This window comes from Sporotomaculum syntrophicum (assembly GCF_009932395.1).
Lineage (GTDB): Bacteria > Bacillota > Desulfotomaculia > Desulfotomaculales > Desulfallaceae > Sporotomaculum > Sporotomaculum syntrophicum.
In genome coordinates, this window is the sequence record NZ_LSRS01000003.1 from 703,924 (window position 1) to 722,167 (window position 18,244).

Below are 18,244 nucleotides of genomic sequence, written 5' to 3' on the forward strand. Positions count from 1 at the left end.
GGATCATCCCCGCACGCGCGGGGAGCACATAAATATTTAATTGTAGATAATGATAATCCTAGGATCATCCCCGCACGCGCGGGGAGCACTTTGCAATAGTTTAGTTGCTTATGCTTTAGGTAGGATCATCCCCGCACGCGCGGGGAGCACACAAAGTTTACTATCCGAATGAATTTTGGTATAGGATCATCCCCGCACGCGCGGGGAGCACTAACCAGGTACGTGATAAAATGGATGCCATGTTGGGATCATCCCCGCACGCGCGGGGAGCACTAGTATTACAGTGTTCGCAAGTATTGCCGATAGGGATCATCCCCGCACGCGCGGGGAGCACTCTTTTTTATATAATAATCTTCTAAAAGTACCAGGATCATCCCCGCACGCGCGGGGAGCACACTTATTAGTAGATGCCAAGTAAAAAAATCACCAGATCATCCCCGCACGCGCGGGGAGCACCCAATTTATTGAAGATAAAGATAGCTTTAGTTTAAGATCATCCCCGCACGCGCGGGGAGCACACACACTAAGGAATCCCTTATAAAACGGGCATTCCTTCAAACCAAAGTATATCATTTTTATTAGTTTCATGTGCAGTAAATTGAGCATTGTTTTCATGATGACCAACCACGTTAAGGGAATTTTTTGGCCTGCTCAGCGTTGATATTTATTGTTAGCTTATACAATTTTTATCAGTTTCTCGTACAACATATGAATTGTCAAACAATCCGCCAGACTTCGATGAGATGTGTTTGTTTCTATCTGAAATTTTTCAGCTAAGTTTTTTAACGAATAGTTTTTTACACCCAGAACATATTTTTTCGATAACTCCAGCGTATCAATCAGCTCGTTGGCTATCAATCCAACTCCGTGTTTGGCACACGCAGCATTTAAAAAGCCCATATCAAAGGACATATTGTGGGCTACCAATGGATACACTCCGATAAACTCAATAAAAGATTTTAAAGCCATTACCGGTTCTAGGCCCTCTTTTTCAATCAATTGGCCGGTAATGCCCGTTAGTCTCTCGATATTTGGCGGAATAACGCTATTGCTGGCCACCAGTACCTCAAAAGTATCTATCACTTCGTGTTCAACTATTTTAACAGCGCCGATTTCAATTATTTCATTTTTCTCCGGTGATAAACCGGTGGTTTCAATATCGATAACAGCATATGAAGATGGATATTTAGCCGGCGGCCTGCTATTTGCACGGTTAGCCGCTTGCTTAGCCAAGCGGCGTTTGCTAGCCTTACTATAACCCAGCCGGAGCGCAGACAGCTTTTTAACCCGGGCGGGGCTTGGATGCAGGATTAGTTTAATCCCGTCGAAATCGATAGGCTCCCATTCGCTGTTATGCACTCTAAAATCCAGGCGCTGCTCATTACTGGCGTTAAACACCATTGTAGCCCGTCCGTTCTTGGCAAACTTTTTTACCAAGGCCCAGATATTCTCGCGCACCCGCGCGTTTACCCGGCCTACGAAAACACCGGGATTTATTTCCAACAGCCATTTGGTTAAAACGCCTCGCAACGCTGCCGGGCAATCAGTTAAAGTGATGACAACCACTATTCATCCTCCAGTATTGTCCCATACCCTTCTGTTAAAACAAATTCGTCGTCTGCCAGGTCGGGCTCATCCAGCTCTTTACCGTAAGAAACCGCATTTTTAACAAAACCGTTTTTTTCATCCCACAGATTCACAGTATTGGTTATGAAATCTTCTTCTCTCGCATCCGTCAAAAGTAAATTGCGGATATCAGCGGCTATCCGCTCCATGATCTTACCGTCTGCAATGGCGTCGCGCACAGCGCGCCTGGTAACAGCCCCAATATCATCCGGGTTTTGAGAAGCTACGTCAAAAGCAATCGGGATGGTAATTTCGGCTTTGTATAAGTCAGCAATGTCATATACAAAAGAACGCTCGTGGCCGGTATGCACAAAACCCAGCCCCGGCGCACAACCCATGGCTACGATCACGCTATGGGCAACTCCATATAAACAGGCGTGTGCGGCGGAAAGCGCCTTGTTTACCGGATCGCTATCCGAATAATCGTCCGGGTTATACTCCCGTCCGTTCCAAGGCACACCGGTTTTCTTGGATGCGAGCCGATACACCGCGCGTATTCTGGCGCCTTCTCTGCCCCGCAGCTGCTGCATGGTCATTTGGGAAACATCTTCATTGGGAAAACGCATCTGATACATCTGCCGGGCAACGGCAAGTCTCGTTCTGATATTGGAAACCAGCGCTGCTTGAGTTTCCAACAGTCTTGAGGAATGCGTCAGCGGGCGTCCATGTGCATAATAGCGAACGCCCCGCTCGCCTACCCAAATAACGCTGGCCCCGGTGTCGCCGATAAGCTCCATAGCCCGGTGTGAAATATTAGCGCCCGGACCCAGCAGTATCACGCCCAAAGTAGCAGCCGGTACATGAACGGTTCCACGTTCGTCAGTGACAGTAATTGCGCTGTCATGCCGATTGATCAGGCAGCGTTCCAGGTACAGAAATGATATCCGTTCTTTTATTTGCGGCAGTTCTTTCAGCTTTGGCTTATCGATTCCTTCAAACTTGCCCATCATAACCTCGCTAAGGTCATTAAACCGCAACCGTAAGCTTTAGCGCGGCCAATGCCGGCTAACAGTGATTGCACAAACGTTTCAACGTTTTCGATTAATAAAACTCCTTCAAATGCAGCAACGCTGAGAGTTACCGGTTTACCGCTGCGGGTAAATTTTTTCGTCTCCCGCTGTACAACATCGAATCCTGCTGAATTGTCCAGATTAAAACCATTAGCTGTGGCTCTGCCGGATAGCCATTGTTTTTGCTGTTCTACGGTTATATGGCCTAAAACTCGGCCGCGTCCGGGGGCGTCTTTTTCTTTCACACTATGCACCGGATTAGCGCGCAAGCGGAAACGCCATGTCTGGCCATCTTTTAATCGCGCTAAAAATGCGTCGTATTCTTTGGTCTCCCATGTTTGCTCCGCCGCCGGCCAGCCGAATTGCTCTACAATATGTGTAAAATCAGGCTTTTGCCGGCTTTGCAGCAATACATAAAGCGACTGGTTTAATTGATCGACGCGCCATAGATTACGTTTAGTCTCACCCGCCGTATTGGGGAAGCTGCTTTCCAGCGCCGCATGCATAATCTGAGGCGAGCTAAGCGCCAGCATGGTTTGCCTGCGGCGCGGATTTACTTCTATACGCGATAGATACAAATGCTACACCTCCAATTCGGCTAGGGGGTCGTGCGCGGTAGGCTGCTCGGCTGGAATACTAAGCGGCACGGCGTTTAAATCGCTAAGCACATTACGGAAAGCGTATTTTCTGTGCTCCTGGTTAAAAGAGACCGGATAATCGCGGATTGTATAAGCGCCAATATCATCTGTCCCTGCGTCGGATACAATTTCCAGATAAGCAGGATGCTGTTTATTCTTTTGCAATTGTTTTTTATACCAATCTGCAGCTTGCCAGGGTGTAACGGCTAAATCCTTCAACGCGTCCAGCAAGCACACCCCTTCTTTAATCCCTAACGATACCGGACCGACGGGCGGGCAGGCACGACGGCCTAAATACAAAGGGAATACCGGGTTTTTAACGGCTTGATCAATTTTTTGCAATAAATCTTCTTCACCTTCCAGACCCACAACGAATAATGCATCGGCAAGATAATAACGGCTCGAAATAAATGCCTGCTTATTATCGAAAGTATGGGCGGTATGAAAATCCTTTATCAGCTGTCCTTCTTGATCTATCCGCACGCCAAATTTTAAGCTTTGCAAATCGCTGATATCATCGGTGCGGCTTCTGCCAAGGGCTGCGGCAATCATGCCGATAACACCGCTTTTAGTCGGCTCGCGCTCGGTCATTCTTTTATTAAATTTGCTGGAAGAGCCCCAGGCTTGCAGTGGGGCGGCCAGCCTAAGCAATAGAGTACTCATTTTAAAACCTCACTAGCATGTCCTTTTCCAGTTCATCCAACAGTTCCTTAAATGATACATTCTCCGCACCGGTTAATTTTGCCATGTTTTCTCCAACAGCATATGCTTTTTCGGGCGGACACGAAAAACTACCATGTGTATTCATGGCATATGCGGCTAGTTTGCTTACTGACTGATTAGCAAACCCGCCTTCATTTTGTACCGGCTCCTCAAAAGCACCCACTAAATTAAGAGGCTGATCTTTGCGGATGGATACCATAACCGCGTCGGGTAAAGTACGATTGGCAAAGGTGTTTTGTTTGCCGGTGGGCATAGATGTTACAAAAGCGCGGGCAAATTCTTTTATTGTACGGGCCAAAGCCGCCGGTTCCTCAGATAACTGTTTAAACAGCTCATGGGCCGCTACCGTTGCATAGCGATATAAGGTAGCTGAATTAAACTCCACAGTACCTATCATGCCGGCGCCGGCGGAGTCTTCCGGAGACATGTCATCCATGGCAGTGTAATAGTCATATTCGTTGTCTACGCGGTGAGTTGATATGCTATGCGCAACTTGGGATGAAGCGTCGGTATTGAGTGCGGGCTCATCCGCCACCATACGGCCGAATAAGGCTACGTCAATGCCATGATTCTTATTCAGTGCTAATTGAGCGTCTTTTTTATTGGGCGCCCCATCCCGCAAAATCAGCTCCGCTAAGTTCTGCGCTTGCTTGGTACTCATAAAAAATAACGCTTTTGCTGCTTTGTCCTTGGTACTTACTCCCGCTGTGTTGATCACCTTTTCAGCCAAAGATAACGCTTCTTCTTCTGTTTTCGAATCATCTTGAACTCTAATGCATTGAGCTACCAAGTCAATAATCTTCTTGGTTCTGACGCCTAATTCCGACTCGTCAAAATTCTCACGGAACATCATTCTCATGGCCCGCTTCCAACTCTGTGATGAAACCCGAGCCCGCCTCACTCCACCGTACACAGCGGTTTTGGGGCTGCCGGTATCGTCACGGTTCACGCAACTGGGCGGTACGGTTTGAATAACATGAAAATCTACAAATGTTTTTTCCATTTTCTATCTCCTTTACTTGTCTCTAGACCATTATCCTTGTCCATTTTCGGTTTTCTCAGCGCTATCCCTAGCTGAAGCCCAAAAGTCCTGCCCCCAGCGCAATCTAACCTGATCACGCGCATCAGTAAACTGATATCGATACAAATCTGCGGCGAAACGGGGATAATCCAAGGTAACCGGCGGTTCCGCCGCCTTAAAGAGCTGCACCAGCCCTCTGGCGTGATGCGCTAATTCGGGTAAATCTTTGGCTGTTGTAACAGCATCAAACCTTCTTTTAAGTGACTGTTCATTATTCCCGTCGGGAGATTTAAGCTTTCTGGCCGCCGCCCCTAAAGAATTGCCGGCTGCACTCATCGAGGCGCTTTTACCTTGCCGGTGCAAAGCATATAGGGTTAAAGCGGTGTGGATAGCCCATTCTGCAGCAGTGGGTTTGTAGTTATCATCTTTCCCTTTAAACGTGAGCTGTTTCGGCAAATCGCCCAACGTGATCTCCCAGATTTCCGGGTTCTCTCCGGGTGTTTTGCCGATGCCCCGGCGCAGTTTAGCCAGCGCCGCTTTTGCCCAAGGGGAATCTTGATCTAAGACATTAGTTTTGCTTCGCACAAAAGCGTACACCATCTCAGTTTTATTAATCTACACCTACCCCCTTATTATTTTATTAATACTCGCCTTAAATTTCAGATAAGCCTTTGGTGCAGTCTCAATTGTTGTCACCCCTTTATTGGCGTCTTTCTTATAGATACCAATAAAGGCTTTTTCACCGGCATCTTTAACCAACTGCTCGCCCTGCCGGAGAATAATTTTTTTCATTTGTTCCAGCCACACAAACATTGTTTTATCCAGCTCATCCGTTTCCGGATTAATCCTGGCCAGCCAATTTCGGAAGGGGATATCTAAACTAAAGTACGCTTGCTCCCGCGCAGTTGCACTGATGCCCTTTTTGCTCGAAGTATCATCATTGCCTGATGCGGCTGCAAGTTCATAAGCAAGTGTTCCAAGCTGCCACACACATTGATCAGTTATTTTGATGTTATCAAAAATCCGAATAAGCCATGGTTTGCCAAGATTAGTTAAAATATTAATATTTAGTGATAAAGAATCAGCTATTATTTCATTGACTACACCTTGCATAGCGCCGTACTCACTGCCGACCGCATTGATATTCACACGGTCAAAATTGATACATCCATATGTTTTTAAAACTGCCGCCCAAATAACAATACCTGGCGCCACATTACCTTCTACACTTCCATCTGTTTGCGGCAATATAGATTCCAAATCTCTCCACATGCTTCTACTGGAACTGTGCAAGTTAGGTATATACTTATCCGATGCCTTTTTTTCTGTACTCTTATGCCAGCCGCTCATTTGTTCAACGAAGGTATTCTCTTTATCAAAAACATCACCATAGGATGATAAAACACCTATAACAGCGTCATTTTCCTTAAATAATTGAATTCTTCTGGATTGCCAGGTTAACAGTTCTATATAACCATTGGGGCGAAGATCTAATTTAGTAACTGTTTTAGGCTTCTGTTCCCAAATAGGTGTAGCTGTAGCTAATAATTGACCGTCCCGATCCAGCAATATCATATTCAGCAAAAGCGTCTCGAACATATTTTGCTGCTTAGCATAAACTACCCCCAGTTTGCCCAACCAGCCGGTTCCGCCCCCGTTAGGGCTGCCTCCGATGGTGGAAGCTTTTTTACCGGCATAATCCCAAGCTTGCAAATTGATCAGCCATCTGGCAGCTTCCGCAAAACTCAGTTGCTGTGCAGAATTACCACATTTAGTTGTAAAAAATCTTCGTTCTATGCGGCTTGGCACATCAGCAACTACCTGTGCAATAGGATTAATTTTTTTATCACTGGTTGTCAGTCCGGCCACCTGATAAAAAGGTGTCTCGGGGTGAAATAAATAAAACCGCTCTTCATAATACCTGAGATATTGCTCAATGGCCTGATAAGGGAAAATGCCCATTCCCCACAGCCGCTTCCAGCGTTCTAGAGCTTCATCTGTACTTGTAATACCTGCAGCATTGCCGTCCGTATCGACCCTGGTAAAGACGGCATAAAGAATAGCCAGTAATAAGCGCAGCACGGCTACATCCTGAGTTGGCAGCTCGCCGGCTAATGTCTTGAATTGATGAGCGCGCTTGTAGAAATCCAGTAATGATACTTCTTCTTCTCTGCCCTGCATATTTATGACTTTTATCCACGGTTCGTCAATTAAATTAAACTCTTTTTCAGTCATCAACGACCTCCATGCTTTCCGTTAATAAACCATATTTCTCATCGTACTTTAAGGTATAAATTGTCTGGGCAATGCTTATTTCTGCACGGTAACCTTCATCTAAAACAATAAACAGCTCACCTTTGAGCCAGGATGAATCTTGCCAGCAGCCCGGGAGTTCAGCAATATTACTTTTTTCCAGCGCATCTATTGTTTTATTGATCATCCACGAGGCGGCAAGACTACGGGGTAAGTTAACTGTACACGAGGACATCAGCGCCGCCATTTCATCATCAGGCGTATAATCAGTTGGTATTTTTTCTCCTCCTCTGGTTTCCAGCCAAGGCAGCAAATAAAAGCTGCCATTGCGTTTTTTCTGAATTAAAATGACTTCCAGGGAACTATCAATGTCGCGCACGGTTGCTTCCGCCTTTTTCCCGGTATTATCATTAACGCCGGTATCCAGCCATCCGATTAGTGTGCCTAAATTATGACGGCGATCGGGGCTGAAAATTTGAAATTCGCTTGCTTTTTGTTCTTTTTCCTTGATCTTTTTTTCCTGGTCGAGCTTAGCTTTGGCGTATTTTTCTGCCAGTTCGGGCTTAACCTCTACGCCTTGCGGTGCGTATGCTTTTTGCACTAATACCGGAATATCGGCAGGTAAAGAAATTTTCGATTCTAGTAACGCTTGGCTATTCATCAGCAGATACTCGCCATATACTGCTTTAGCGCCTTTATCAAAACCATCTTCTTTTACTCCGGTAACAAAGCACAAAGGAGTTTTTAGCTTGTCGGGCCTTAGTCTATCATGCCTATGCAGACGGCCTATACGCTGTATCAGCAAATCCATAGGACAAATATCAGTTATCAAAACATCAAAATCCACATCAAGAGATTGTTCCATCACCTGCGTACCGACTACTATGACCTTATCCGGTCTTTCTTTGGCCGCAGGTCCAAGCATATCCCTAACTCTTAACTCCTTGGTTACCCGGTCAGTGTTTATAAACCGCGAATGAAGCAAGTGAACCACATCTTGGCCAAAATGGTCGGCCAATTGTTTAGCTAGCATTTGCGCACGTTTAACCGTGTTCATAATAATTCCAGCGCATCCCCCACTGCTGAGCAGTTCATCCAGTTTAGCGATAATGTCCTCATCTTTTAAGTAAGCCACAGTCACATCGTATGAATGTGTGGTAGTCGAAACTTTACACTGTTTCACCTCACCGTCGTCAGAATAAGTAATTATCGGGTAATAATAATTAGTTGCCCATGCAGGCAGTTCTGCCTTTTCTGCGGCAACATTCAGCCAGGGAACCGCCCCATGCTGCGGCGTTGAATCGATGCCCAGGTAGGCGTTAATTAATTTGAAACGCTTGTCCCCCGGCAAAGTGGCGGAAAGCACAAGCACCGGCACATGATAAGCGCCCAGCCAACGCAAAATTTTAAATAAATATTGACTCATGTAAGCATCATAAGCATGGCATTCGTCAATAATCACTACCTTGTTGGCCAATCCTAAATGACGCAAAGCTAAATGCTTTTGCTTAAGGCCACCCATCAGCACCTGATCGACAGTGCCCACCACAAAGTCGGATAATATCCCTTTTTTCCGGCCGTCAAACCAATCATGAACCAATACATTGTCCAATTCCCCGTCCAGGCCGCCAACGTTGGAGTTATATATGATTTTTTGATATTCTTTATTAAAGCGTGATTTACCGTGCGCCAGGAACAAAGAATGCGCTTCTCCGTCAGCACTCAAATTAGTTATCCAATTATGTACGCGATTAAAAATACCGTCCGCGGTTGCTTGAGTCGGCAAGGCAAAAAATACTCCGCCTCTGCCGGTTTTTTGCGCTAACATCTCCGCTGCCGCAAGCGCCGCCTCGGTTTTTCCTGCTCCCATAGGCGCTTCAATAACCATAATCCCCGGCGAAGTTGTTTCCCGTATTATGTCAATAACCGCTTCTTGCACCGGTCTGGGATTGATGCCAAACCTATCCTCGAATAGATCATACATTTCCCAGGCATCCGACGCTTCCCAATAAGACGGCAAATCTAAATCATCCCATGCATCTCTGACCCGCTGTTCAGAAGATTTCATTTTCAAGTTGGGCTGTAAATACTGAAAGCGATATTCATCACTAACCAGCCAATCAACCATAATCACTAACCCGGTCAGCAACACTTGCCCCGGTATATCAACTTCCATATTTCGCGTTTCATCAATATCTACTAGGCCGGCCAGCTTAAGAGCATACATAAGAAGCTCGTCTTGAACCGCCGTCCAGCTCATGTTATTAAATCCTGTGTTATCGCGATAACCGGAGAAATTATTAAGCTGCGTATAAGACGGTGGTTTGCCGTGATGTCCGCCCAGAATAACCGCACAAGTCCTATGCAGCCCATTGCGTTCCAATATCCTTTGCGAAGCTAATGAATGGTGCACGGCATGGGGTGCAGCAAAATCCTCATACGGCTTTAAAGGTAAACCCGTTTCTAAAATCCGGTTAAACAATTGTCCACCTAAGCCTGGATTTTTAAAAGGCTGCTGTGCCTGAAAAACAGGGATCGCTTTTCCCACGTCGTGGGCTGCCGCCAAGAAAACAAACAGCTTAAACGCCCTTTGCATGGCCAAATCAGACCAGGGATCAAGCCCATCGTTTAACGAAACACCGCAGCTGATTACCTCCCTTGATCCCGGCGGCAACCAGTCGTACCATATTCTTTTCGCCATTTCCGCCGCGTCCGACATATGAATATATAGCGGCAACCAGGCATCGCCGCTGTTATCTTTGGTCATTTTAGCCCATAAAGACTTGGCTTGCTCCGATAATTGCATAATTATCACCTATTTGTATAATCTTGTTTTATTATAACTTATTTAGCTTAATTTAACAGCAATGTAATGCCTTGAAGAGCATTCCTTCATTATTTTCTTGGTGTTCGTCTTGACCAAAAAGAACCATCTCCTTGAGTTTCAGAACTTGCGTGCATTAAATTATTTGCCTTTTTTAAACCTTTACGAATGTTCCAAATATACCACTTTTTAATTTCCGGTAGGGCAGCCATTACTAGATCATAAGTCCTGTGATATTCCTCCAAATTTAATTCTTCACCGGATGTGTGTTCATTGTAATATCCGATAGAAAGGTTGACACTTTGAATTCCCATTTTACTCCATACCCTCAAATCCGATATACCACCACGGGTCATTTTATATGAATGACAACCATCCCAGAGAGAACCGGAAACATTTTCAAAAATCGCCCCGTACTCTTTCCCGCAGTACTCCAGCGAGGATGAGCAAATAACAATATCTGATCCATTCCTCCTATCCAGGCTAATAGCGCAATCCACATCCCAAAAGAAAACAGGTTCAATATTTTCTGCCCCGTTCTGTCCGATTTCCTCTTCAACGGTGAAGACGATTTTTAAAGTCCCGGCAAAATCAGTATTATCAATATGGTGAAGTATACTAATTATCATGGCAACACCTGCTCTATCGTCTGCACCCAATATTCCATGCTCTCTTTTCCATATATGTCCATTCTTAACTATTTTACTGTCTTGATTGAAATAACTTTTCACATCCATATGTGCTGAAAGTAATATTGTAGGACCTATTCCCTTTTTTTTGATGGCGAGTATATTCCCATAAGCATCAACAGTTACCTTGTCTACTATGCCCGGCAGAAAACTCATGATATATTTCCTGACACCATCCTCATTTCCGCTTTCCCCGGGGATCATCAGCAACTCTTCCAGCATCTTTTCCTGGCGATACCGGGCAATCCTCAGCAATTCCTCTTCTCCAATATCGCTCAATTCACTCAGGCTTAACCCGAGCTCAAGCAATCTGTCACCAGACTCCGACAATTCAATCCGATCTGCCCCGCGTAGCCTGACATTGAATCCAAGATTATTAATTACACGACAAGCCATACCGGCAGAATACCTGTCACTAAAGTAAATAATAGGCTTTTCTTTGCCGCGCCCGGAACACGAATACCTCGTATGCATACCCAGCCTGTTAAGTTGCCTGACCGGTGCCAGCATTGGAACATCCAGAATAGCCAACTGTAACTCCTGCGGATCGCAGATAAGCTCCCCACATTTTCCTCCCACTTTATGCAAAAGTTCCAACCAGGATTTTAAAACCGGCGGTTCAGAAAACAGGCTTATAACTTTATAGCCCGTTTGATAGCTAATATCGCCTTGGTCCAGTATTTCTTGGAGGAATCTTATATTATGAAAATTTTCTTGCCTCATATCAAAATTGTTTTGGTCCAAAGATTCAATTAAGAATCCTCCAAGTATAAGCAATTCTTTCCAACTAAGATTGTCTTTCATGCACATCACTCCTTTTTTATCTATGACTGAATTATTGCATAGACTGAATGACATGCATGTAACCATCAGGCTTCACTCTTCAATTCGCTTAAACATTATTACTTTCAGGTTAGTCGATACATATGCTCGATCTGTACGAGGGTTAATAATTTCGAATTTGTCCGGTGTTAAACCAAGTTCGGCCAGTTTTTCTCTTAATCTCGCTAATCTTTGATTAAAAGTATTTGCCCTCATCACTCCATAACGATTTCTCGGCCTGATATAATCACTAATTTCGATGGGCTCACCTTTGATTAAATCCCTGAGTAATAACAAACTATCAATTGATATCTTCACTTCTCTTCCGTTAAACCCGGCGCAAGGTTCTCTAGCGTATGCATCCAGGTACATGCTTGATAAACTGCAGTCAGTCTCTTCCTTTATTTCGAGATACTCGTCGTAACTTACTTGTCTCACTTCCGTTTGGTTATTACTAACGCTCTCAACAACTACGGCATAAGCCGTGCATTCTTCTTCCAAATAAGCAATATAAGATTCAATTAAACTGTTTAACTCGGGATAGCTCTCATTTTCCAAAACACCATCTTTGAACTTTTCAAATAGTTTCAGAGCGCAGAAGGAAATGATTTTTCTCGCATTGGCTTCTTGAAAGTCGGCGAGTCCGAATTTACTCTTCTTATATCCATCTGCAAATTCTATTGCTTTCTCAAAATGGGTTACCGCCTCTGCGTATCTTCCTCTTTTATATAAAATATGGCCAATCCTATAGTGCGCAATCGGTAATTTCCGGTCAATTATTAAAGCTTTTTGAAAATAATTTAATGCAGTATTACCCGCATCTTCCCACATTCCCTTAAATCTATAGCCAAGATCAACCAACTTGTTGAGGTAATAATCTTTATATAACTTTTTTTCATTAATCGATATATCAGCTGTTTTAGATTTATGGTAAATTTTTTCGGAATCTGCAATAACCTGATACGGGCTATCAGAATCTTCCCTCTCAAGAAGCTGGTCTATAAAATTATAAAATTCCTCTGCCGACACCGGCATCTTATAAAACCTCTCTCTCATTTATCCAACTCCTTTCCCGACCCGTTAATATAAAAACAAACCCGTTGCACCGCCTGGCCGCTACCCAACAGACCGCCCAAGTTTTATTGTAGCCCGGGATTAAGACAACAGGGTGTCACCCCGCAATCAGTTATTAAAAATACATAATAATGTATCTGCCGAACGCAAGGCGGATACAAAAAGCAAATTTAGTGCAAGAATCAGTGACAAACCGGCACTGGTACGTACCCGCGATTACACAAATTCCCTCAAACGTTCGTCTGAGGGAACATAAAATGCATATTTAATTAATTGAAATTTGATGACTCCATCCCCAAGGCCGGCACCCGCCGCAGTTTATCTCCTACCTCCGCGTTTTTTATAGTCTTCATCGATGCGTGCTTTCCAGTTTTCCGAGATAAACCGGCTGGCGCGCAAATTACTTACCGCCTCGTTAAGCACTTCATAGTTCAGCCGGGTCCCTTCACTATCCGCGTGATAGTTTGCGGCCCTGTCCTGAGCGATGCCGAACCGTTCGGCCGTTTCTGCAGCATCGATATTGGCTCCTAGAAAAATAAACTCCCAGCCATATTTGCTCTTTTGCTGTTCGATCATGTGGCGTACTTGGGCATAGCTGTATTCGCGGCTCGCATTTTCCAATCCGTCGGTGGTTATTACAAACATGACCTGCTCGGCGCGTTCTTCTTCAGCTGTATGCTTTTGTACATTAACCAGCTTATTTATTGTTTTACCGACTGCATCCAGCAAGGCGGTGGTGCCGCGCACATAGTACTCCCTATCTGTGATCGGCGCTATACCTCGAATGTTAATTCTGTCGTGCAGCAATTCATACCTGTCGTCAAACAACACTGTAGTTATGACAGCTTCCCCAGCTTCACGCTTCTGTTTTTCCAGCAAGGCGTTGTAGCCGCCTATGGTATCGCTTTCGAGACCGCTCATCGAGCCGCTTCTATCAAGTATAAAGACCAGTTCAGTTAATCCTTTTTTCATGGTGTTACCCTCCCATCAGATTTGTTGATTATAGGATAACACTTAGCCTGTGCCCGGCGGTCGCATGCCGGGCGACAATTCCCTTGCGGCGGATTTATATGCCCAGCATAGGCTGGTCAAAGGCAAACAATGCCTCGTTAATCTCAAAGATATTGTAGTTGCCGTCTTCAATAAAGTACTGGATGATAATATCGAATTTGCTGCTGTTAGAAAGGGCAAAGCCGGCTTTGCGCAATAAATCACTGGTTTCATCAAGATTCAGCCTGAGCGCTATGGCAAATGCAATCGCCGTAGGTTTGCTGGGCTTGTAATTGATATCGCTTCTGATTTTGGAGAACAGCCTCCGGTCTATGTTGGCTCTTTTGTATGTCTGGGCATCCGTCATGCCTTTTTCGTCAATCAAACGCAGCAGCATCTGTGAAAAGGATTCATCCAGCCGCTTGACGACTTCATTCAAGCTACGTTTGCGTTTGGCCGGCGGTGCGTACGGTGCCGTTTCAGGAGATATCGTTTCCTGCACGTAGTATAGTTCCAGCCTGCGGTTGTATTGCAACTGGTTATTCCGGTCAATGCGATGCTCTTCTATGTATTTATCGTCAATGTATTGGGCGATGGATGAGAAGATTTTTTCAGAAAGCGCAAAGGCCTTTTTGTCGAACACCACCAGATATACCGTAAGATCGTTTTTGAGTAAAAAATCTCCAATGACCGCAATGGCAATTTTGAGTGCCTGGTCTTTGGGATAGCCATAGGCACCCGATGAGATCAGCGGGAAAGCGATGCTCTCAAGTTGATATTTTTTGGCCAGCTCAAGTGAATTTTTATAACAAGCGGCGAGTAGTTTTTCTTCGTTGTAGTTTCCCCCGCGCCAAACCGGTCCTACCGTGTGGATGACATACTTGGCCGGCAGCTTGTACCCTTTGGTAATCTTTGCCTGACCTATCCGGCAGCCGCCAAGCTTGCGGCACTCAGCAAGCAGCTCCGGCCCTGCCGCCTTATGGATCGCTCCGTCTACACCCCCGCCTCCCAGCAGTGATGAATTGGCTGCATTGACAATGGCATCGGCATGAACTTTCGTTATATCGTTGCGTATTAGTTCCAGGGGCATAGCTGTACCTCCAACTTTTAAGGCTTAAAGTCTTGCTCGCTCCCATGAATTTCAAAATATTTTAAATATGGTATTTCCATTAAAATGTTCATATTCCTCCCTTATCACATACCCTCAAAACACCCGGACATAACAAAACCCCCAAGCGATGCTTGAGGGTATATTCTTGTTAAACTTATCGTTTTTTTAACCCCACTCCAAAAAGTGGGCACAGGTTAACAGTCGCTACCGTCCTTTCTCGAGAAGGCTTTGTATTGAACTGCTAAACTAACGTTCCCTTGTTTACATTGTAGGTAAAAAGCAAACAAGGTCATGAACAATGTAGGATTATTTCGTTGTTGCAAGAGCTAATTATACTCAGGATATTTTCATTGATGAAATAGACCCCACCGAGCTTAAGGGCCGGGGTTTTGCGGTAGCGCTGATGGATGACCTGCTCTTTTTCTCCTACACCTCCAGCCCGATAATCTTCATCAAAGCCAAAGCATTGGTCGATTTGGAAACCCCGGGCTTGAGGCGGTAATCAAATGTAATTTCATTACCGCTAATCCGATCGGTAAAATGATAGTTTTTAATCAAAGGAATATCTTGTTCCAGCCGGCTCAACTCCAGGTCGTGGGTGGATACCAATCCGATAGCCCCCAGCTCATGCAAGCTTTTGATTACCGCTTGAGCGCCTAAAATACGGTCCTTGGAATTGGTGCCTTTGAAAATTTCATCGATCAGGAAAAGCATGGGCTTACCGGTCCTGGCGGCTTCCACGAGTAGCTTAATTCTCAGCAGTTCCGCATAGAAGTTGGAGATGTTCTTTTCTAGATTGTCATTAATATGTATGCTGGAATACACATCCATCAAGGAACACTTGAATCGTTCGGCGCACACCGGGGCTCCGGCGCAGGCCAGCACTAAATTTATCCCCACTGTTCTGAGCAGGGTGCTTTTCCCAGACATGTTGGAGCCGGTGATGAGTAAAACCGTACCCGGCGCAGGCAGCTCTACATCGTTGCAAACGCGTATTTCGTCTTTAAGCAGCGGATGTCCCAGCGCAACCGCCTTTATTGCCGGGGGGGCCACACTTATTTCGGGCATCGCCCAACCGGGGTGGTCATGGACCAGTCCGGCCAGACTGGATAAGGCTTCAAACTCGGCAATCACCTCGACCCAGGTTCTCAGTGACCGGCCGGAGGTGCTTCTCCATTTTTGCAGTTTGATCAGCGTTTGCAGGTCCCATAACAGTCCAATATTAATCAGGGGATGCATGCTGGAGTAGCGCAAGTCGCTCCTTTCCACAATGGTGAAGAGCTGTTTAATTTGCTGTGATGGGTCGGCACCGCCCCGGGTTAGCTTTTTCCGTAGGCTGTTCAACAGGGGCGCTGTAAAACTTTCCGGTTCTATACAGGCCAGTAAGGCGGCGTAGCGCCTCAATTCATGAACTGTATTACCGGTTTTAACAAAGGTATGCTGAGCGGTCTTGCCTGTTAAGGCTACAATCACTATTTGTAATGCCAGGGTAAAAGCCCAGAAATACGGCGGGATTATATCAAAATACCCGAGAGCGGCTAACAGTAGGGTGAACAGCGGAATAAGCAAGAGTAGCGATGTATGCCGGTTTGTATAAGACAGCTCCTCTTCGGCCCAGGCCAGCAGTTTTTCCAAATCCCCGGTTTTGTTACTGTTATCCAACATGCCGGTAGCCTGAAAATGCTGACGCCAATCCAGACGCGGGCTAAGTTCTTGGAGAGCCTGCTGGCGCTGCTCAATTTCTGTTAAGTCCGCCGGTGCAATGAGCATCTGAGCTAACCTGGCTTCACCCTCCAAAGAGTTAGCGGCATTGACATATTGAAATAAAGAGGCCTGGCCAAATATATTCAAGTCCGCCGAATAACGGTGTTCAGGATCGACAAACCGCTCCCCGGTATTGGGAAACTCCACCCACTTGCCTTCCAGCCGGCGCATAGCATCTTCGTTAATGCGTACTAACGACTCCCAATAGTTTGCTTGAGCTTTGATGCGCTTGTGTTTACTCACCATCCAGAAAAAAATGATGACCAGCACACCAATGCCAATCAAATAACCAATATTGGCTGTTCCAAAAGAGTAAGCCAGAGAAAAGCCAACCGCGCCCAGAAATACCAGCGGGCGTAGAAGTACAAACATTTCAATTTGCTTGTTAATAGCAGTCAGCCTGGCTAATACCTTTTCTTTTTTGTTTTGATAGCGCCGATAAATTGCTTCATCCATTTTTTATCACCATAACCAGTGGGAACCGTTCTTGCGCAACCACTGAGTTCATCCTCGTTTATTATCAAATGCTGCCCTTGAACCTGGCGTTTGGTTTTAAATCAAGGCTGCCGTCGCGGATCAGCATTTCTCCTGCTTGCAGGCCTTTGGTAATTTCAACACTTTCCCGGTCACCGATACCGGTTTGCACCGTCCGGTATAAAATTCGGTTATCCTTGACCACCATTACTTGCTTACCGCCATCCTTCAGGGTCCGCACGGTTTCTCTGGGGATAACCGGTACACCCTGCCTGGCGGAGGTTTCTATGGCCACTTTTACTTCATAGCCCGGTTTCAAGTTCGCGAAGTCATCCAGGGCAATAATGACCGGCACTCGTCTTTGGATCACTCCCAGGGCGGATTGTTTTTCCTCAGCCTGGGGGTATATTTCCATTACTTTACCGGTAAGCACCCTGGTGCCCAGAACCGGTGCCGTAACTTTGACCGGCTGGCCGAGGCTTACTTCGCCCAGGTCATCACTTAATATATCCGCTTTTATCTCTAGTTTGCCCGCCACCGCCACACTAACCAGCAAAGTGCCCGGGTTCACCACCTGTTCCTGTTCGGCCGGTAAATTCAAGATCTCACCGTCAACCGGGCTTTGCAGCACGAGCTGCATTTCCTTGCGATTGAGATTCTGCAACGACCGGTTTAACCCCTCTTCCTTTTCCCTGGTGCTATCCAGCAGCAATTCCTGTTCTTTCAGGGCTTGCTCTAAAGTCTCTGCTTTCAGCCGAGCAGCCTCAAGGTCAACCACAGGCATAGCTCCGGCGTCAAATAGCTGTTGGGAACGTTCCAGATTGTCTTCAGCATTTTTTAGCTCCAGCCGGGTGCGGTCTACAGCCGCCTTGGCTGCTGCCAGGGAAGCTGCGGATTGGCTCAGCTGCGTGCGAGTATCAGTGATTTGCAAGGATAAGTCCAGGTTTTCCATAATCACCAGCGTTTGGCCTTTGGCTACCCGCTGGCCGTTCGCTACCGGCACCTGAATAATTTTAGCATTCTGGGCAGCCTGCAGGTCGTATTTAGTGGCCGGCTGAACATAGCCGGTGTCCTCAATAGCCTTTATGATATCTCCTGTCCGGACCCGAACTGTTTCCGCCTCAATGCCGCTGTTCTTAATCATATACATGGCGGCTAATGCTAGTATAACCAGAAATACCGACAACAGGAATAATCTTTTTCCATATTTGGCTACCGGCTTCAT

At 45.8% G+C, this 18,244-nt stretch carries 14 protein-coding genes and 1 CRISPR repeat array; all 14 genes read right to left on the reverse strand.

Features of this window, described 5'->3' with window-relative positions; genetic code table 11:
* Window positions 1–518: direct repeats of the CRISPR family, unit length 28 nt; unit sequence GGATCATCCCCGCACGCGCGGGGAGCAC.
* A gap of 157 nt (window positions 519–675) precedes the next feature.
* Complete coding sequence (gene cas2e, locus SPSYN_RS08375) at window positions 676–1,566, reverse strand: type I-E CRISPR-associated endoribonuclease Cas2e (protein WP_161821996.1); 891 nt, start codon at window positions 1,564–1,566, stop codon at window positions 676–678.
* Window positions 1,566–2,576, reverse strand: a complete 1,011-nt coding sequence (cas1e, locus tag SPSYN_RS08380; RefSeq protein WP_161821997.1) for a type I-E CRISPR-associated endonuclease Cas1e — start codon at window positions 2,574–2,576, stop codon at window positions 1,566–1,568. The genes cas2e and cas1e overlap by 1 nt, the downstream gene beginning before the upstream one ends.
* Window positions 2,573–3,214 (reverse strand): type I-E CRISPR-associated protein Cas6/Cse3/CasE, encoded by a 642-nt coding sequence (cas6e, locus tag SPSYN_RS08385; RefSeq protein ID WP_161821998.1) that lies wholly within the window; start codon window positions 3,212–3,214, stop codon window positions 2,573–2,575. The genes cas1e and cas6e overlap by 4 nt, the downstream gene beginning before the upstream one ends.
* Before the next feature lie 3 nt (window positions 3,215–3,217).
* Window positions 3,218–3,937: a type I-E CRISPR-associated protein Cas5/CasD gene (gene cas5e / locus SPSYN_RS08390; RefSeq protein WP_161821999.1), complete on the reverse strand. Its 720-nt coding sequence runs from the start codon at window positions 3,935–3,937 to the stop codon at window positions 3,218–3,220.
* A gap of 1 nt (window position 3,938) precedes the next feature.
* Entirely contained in the window at window positions 3,939–5,000 is a 1,062-nt protein-coding gene (gene cas7e / locus SPSYN_RS08395; RefSeq protein WP_161822000.1) for a type I-E CRISPR-associated protein Cas7/Cse4/CasC, read from the reverse strand.
* 30 nt (window positions 5,001–5,030) lie between these two features.
* Window positions 5,031–5,603: a type I-E CRISPR-associated protein Cse2/CasB gene (gene casB / locus SPSYN_RS08400; protein WP_161822001.1), complete on the reverse strand. Its 573-nt coding sequence runs from the start codon at window positions 5,601–5,603 to the stop codon at window positions 5,031–5,033.
* Between the two features lie 36 nt (window positions 5,604–5,639).
* The gene (gene casA / locus SPSYN_RS08405) at window positions 5,640–7,253 is read right to left on the reverse strand and encodes a type I-E CRISPR-associated protein Cse1/CasA (RefSeq protein WP_161822002.1); all 1,614 of its coding nucleotides are present in this window, start codon (window positions 7,251–7,253) and stop codon (window positions 5,640–5,642) included.
* The gene (gene cas3, locus SPSYN_RS08410; RefSeq protein WP_161822003.1) at window positions 7,246–10,077 is read right to left on the reverse strand and encodes a CRISPR-associated helicase Cas3'; all 2,832 of its coding nucleotides are present in this window, start codon (window positions 10,075–10,077) and stop codon (window positions 7,246–7,248) included. Before cas3 ends, casA begins: the two co-directional genes overlap by 8 nt.
* Before the next feature lie 89 nt (window positions 10,078–10,166).
* Complete coding sequence (locus tag SPSYN_RS08415) at window positions 10,167–11,588, reverse strand: M20/M25/M40 family metallo-hydrolase (RefSeq protein ID WP_161822004.1); 1,422 nt, start codon at window positions 11,586–11,588, stop codon at window positions 10,167–10,169.
* A gap of 72 nt (window positions 11,589–11,660) precedes the next feature.
* The gene (locus SPSYN_RS08420; protein ID WP_161822005.1) at window positions 11,661–12,662 is read right to left on the reverse strand and encodes a tetratricopeptide repeat protein; all 1,002 of its coding nucleotides are present in this window, start codon (window positions 12,660–12,662) and stop codon (window positions 11,661–11,663) included.
* A 336-nt stretch (window positions 12,663–12,998) separates the two neighbouring features.
* Window positions 12,999–13,652, reverse strand: a complete 654-nt coding sequence (locus SPSYN_RS08425; RefSeq protein WP_161822006.1) for a vWA domain-containing protein — start codon at window positions 13,650–13,652, stop codon at window positions 12,999–13,001.
* 94 nt (window positions 13,653–13,746) lie between these two features.
* Window positions 13,747–14,760 (reverse strand): O-acetyl-ADP-ribose deacetylase, encoded by a 1,014-nt coding sequence (locus tag SPSYN_RS08430; RefSeq protein ID WP_161822007.1) that lies wholly within the window; start codon window positions 14,758–14,760, stop codon window positions 13,747–13,749.
* Between the two features lie 447 nt (window positions 14,761–15,207).
* Window positions 15,208–17,001, reverse strand: coding sequence for a MutS family DNA mismatch repair protein (locus tag SPSYN_RS08435; RefSeq protein WP_161822008.1), 1,794 nt, complete (start codon window positions 16,999–17,001; stop codon window positions 15,208–15,210).
* A 64-nt stretch (window positions 17,002–17,065) separates the two neighbouring features.
* The gene (locus SPSYN_RS08440; RefSeq protein WP_161822009.1) at window positions 17,066–18,244 is read right to left on the reverse strand and encodes an efflux RND transporter periplasmic adaptor subunit; all 1,179 of its coding nucleotides are present in this window, start codon (window positions 18,242–18,244) and stop codon (window positions 17,066–17,068) included.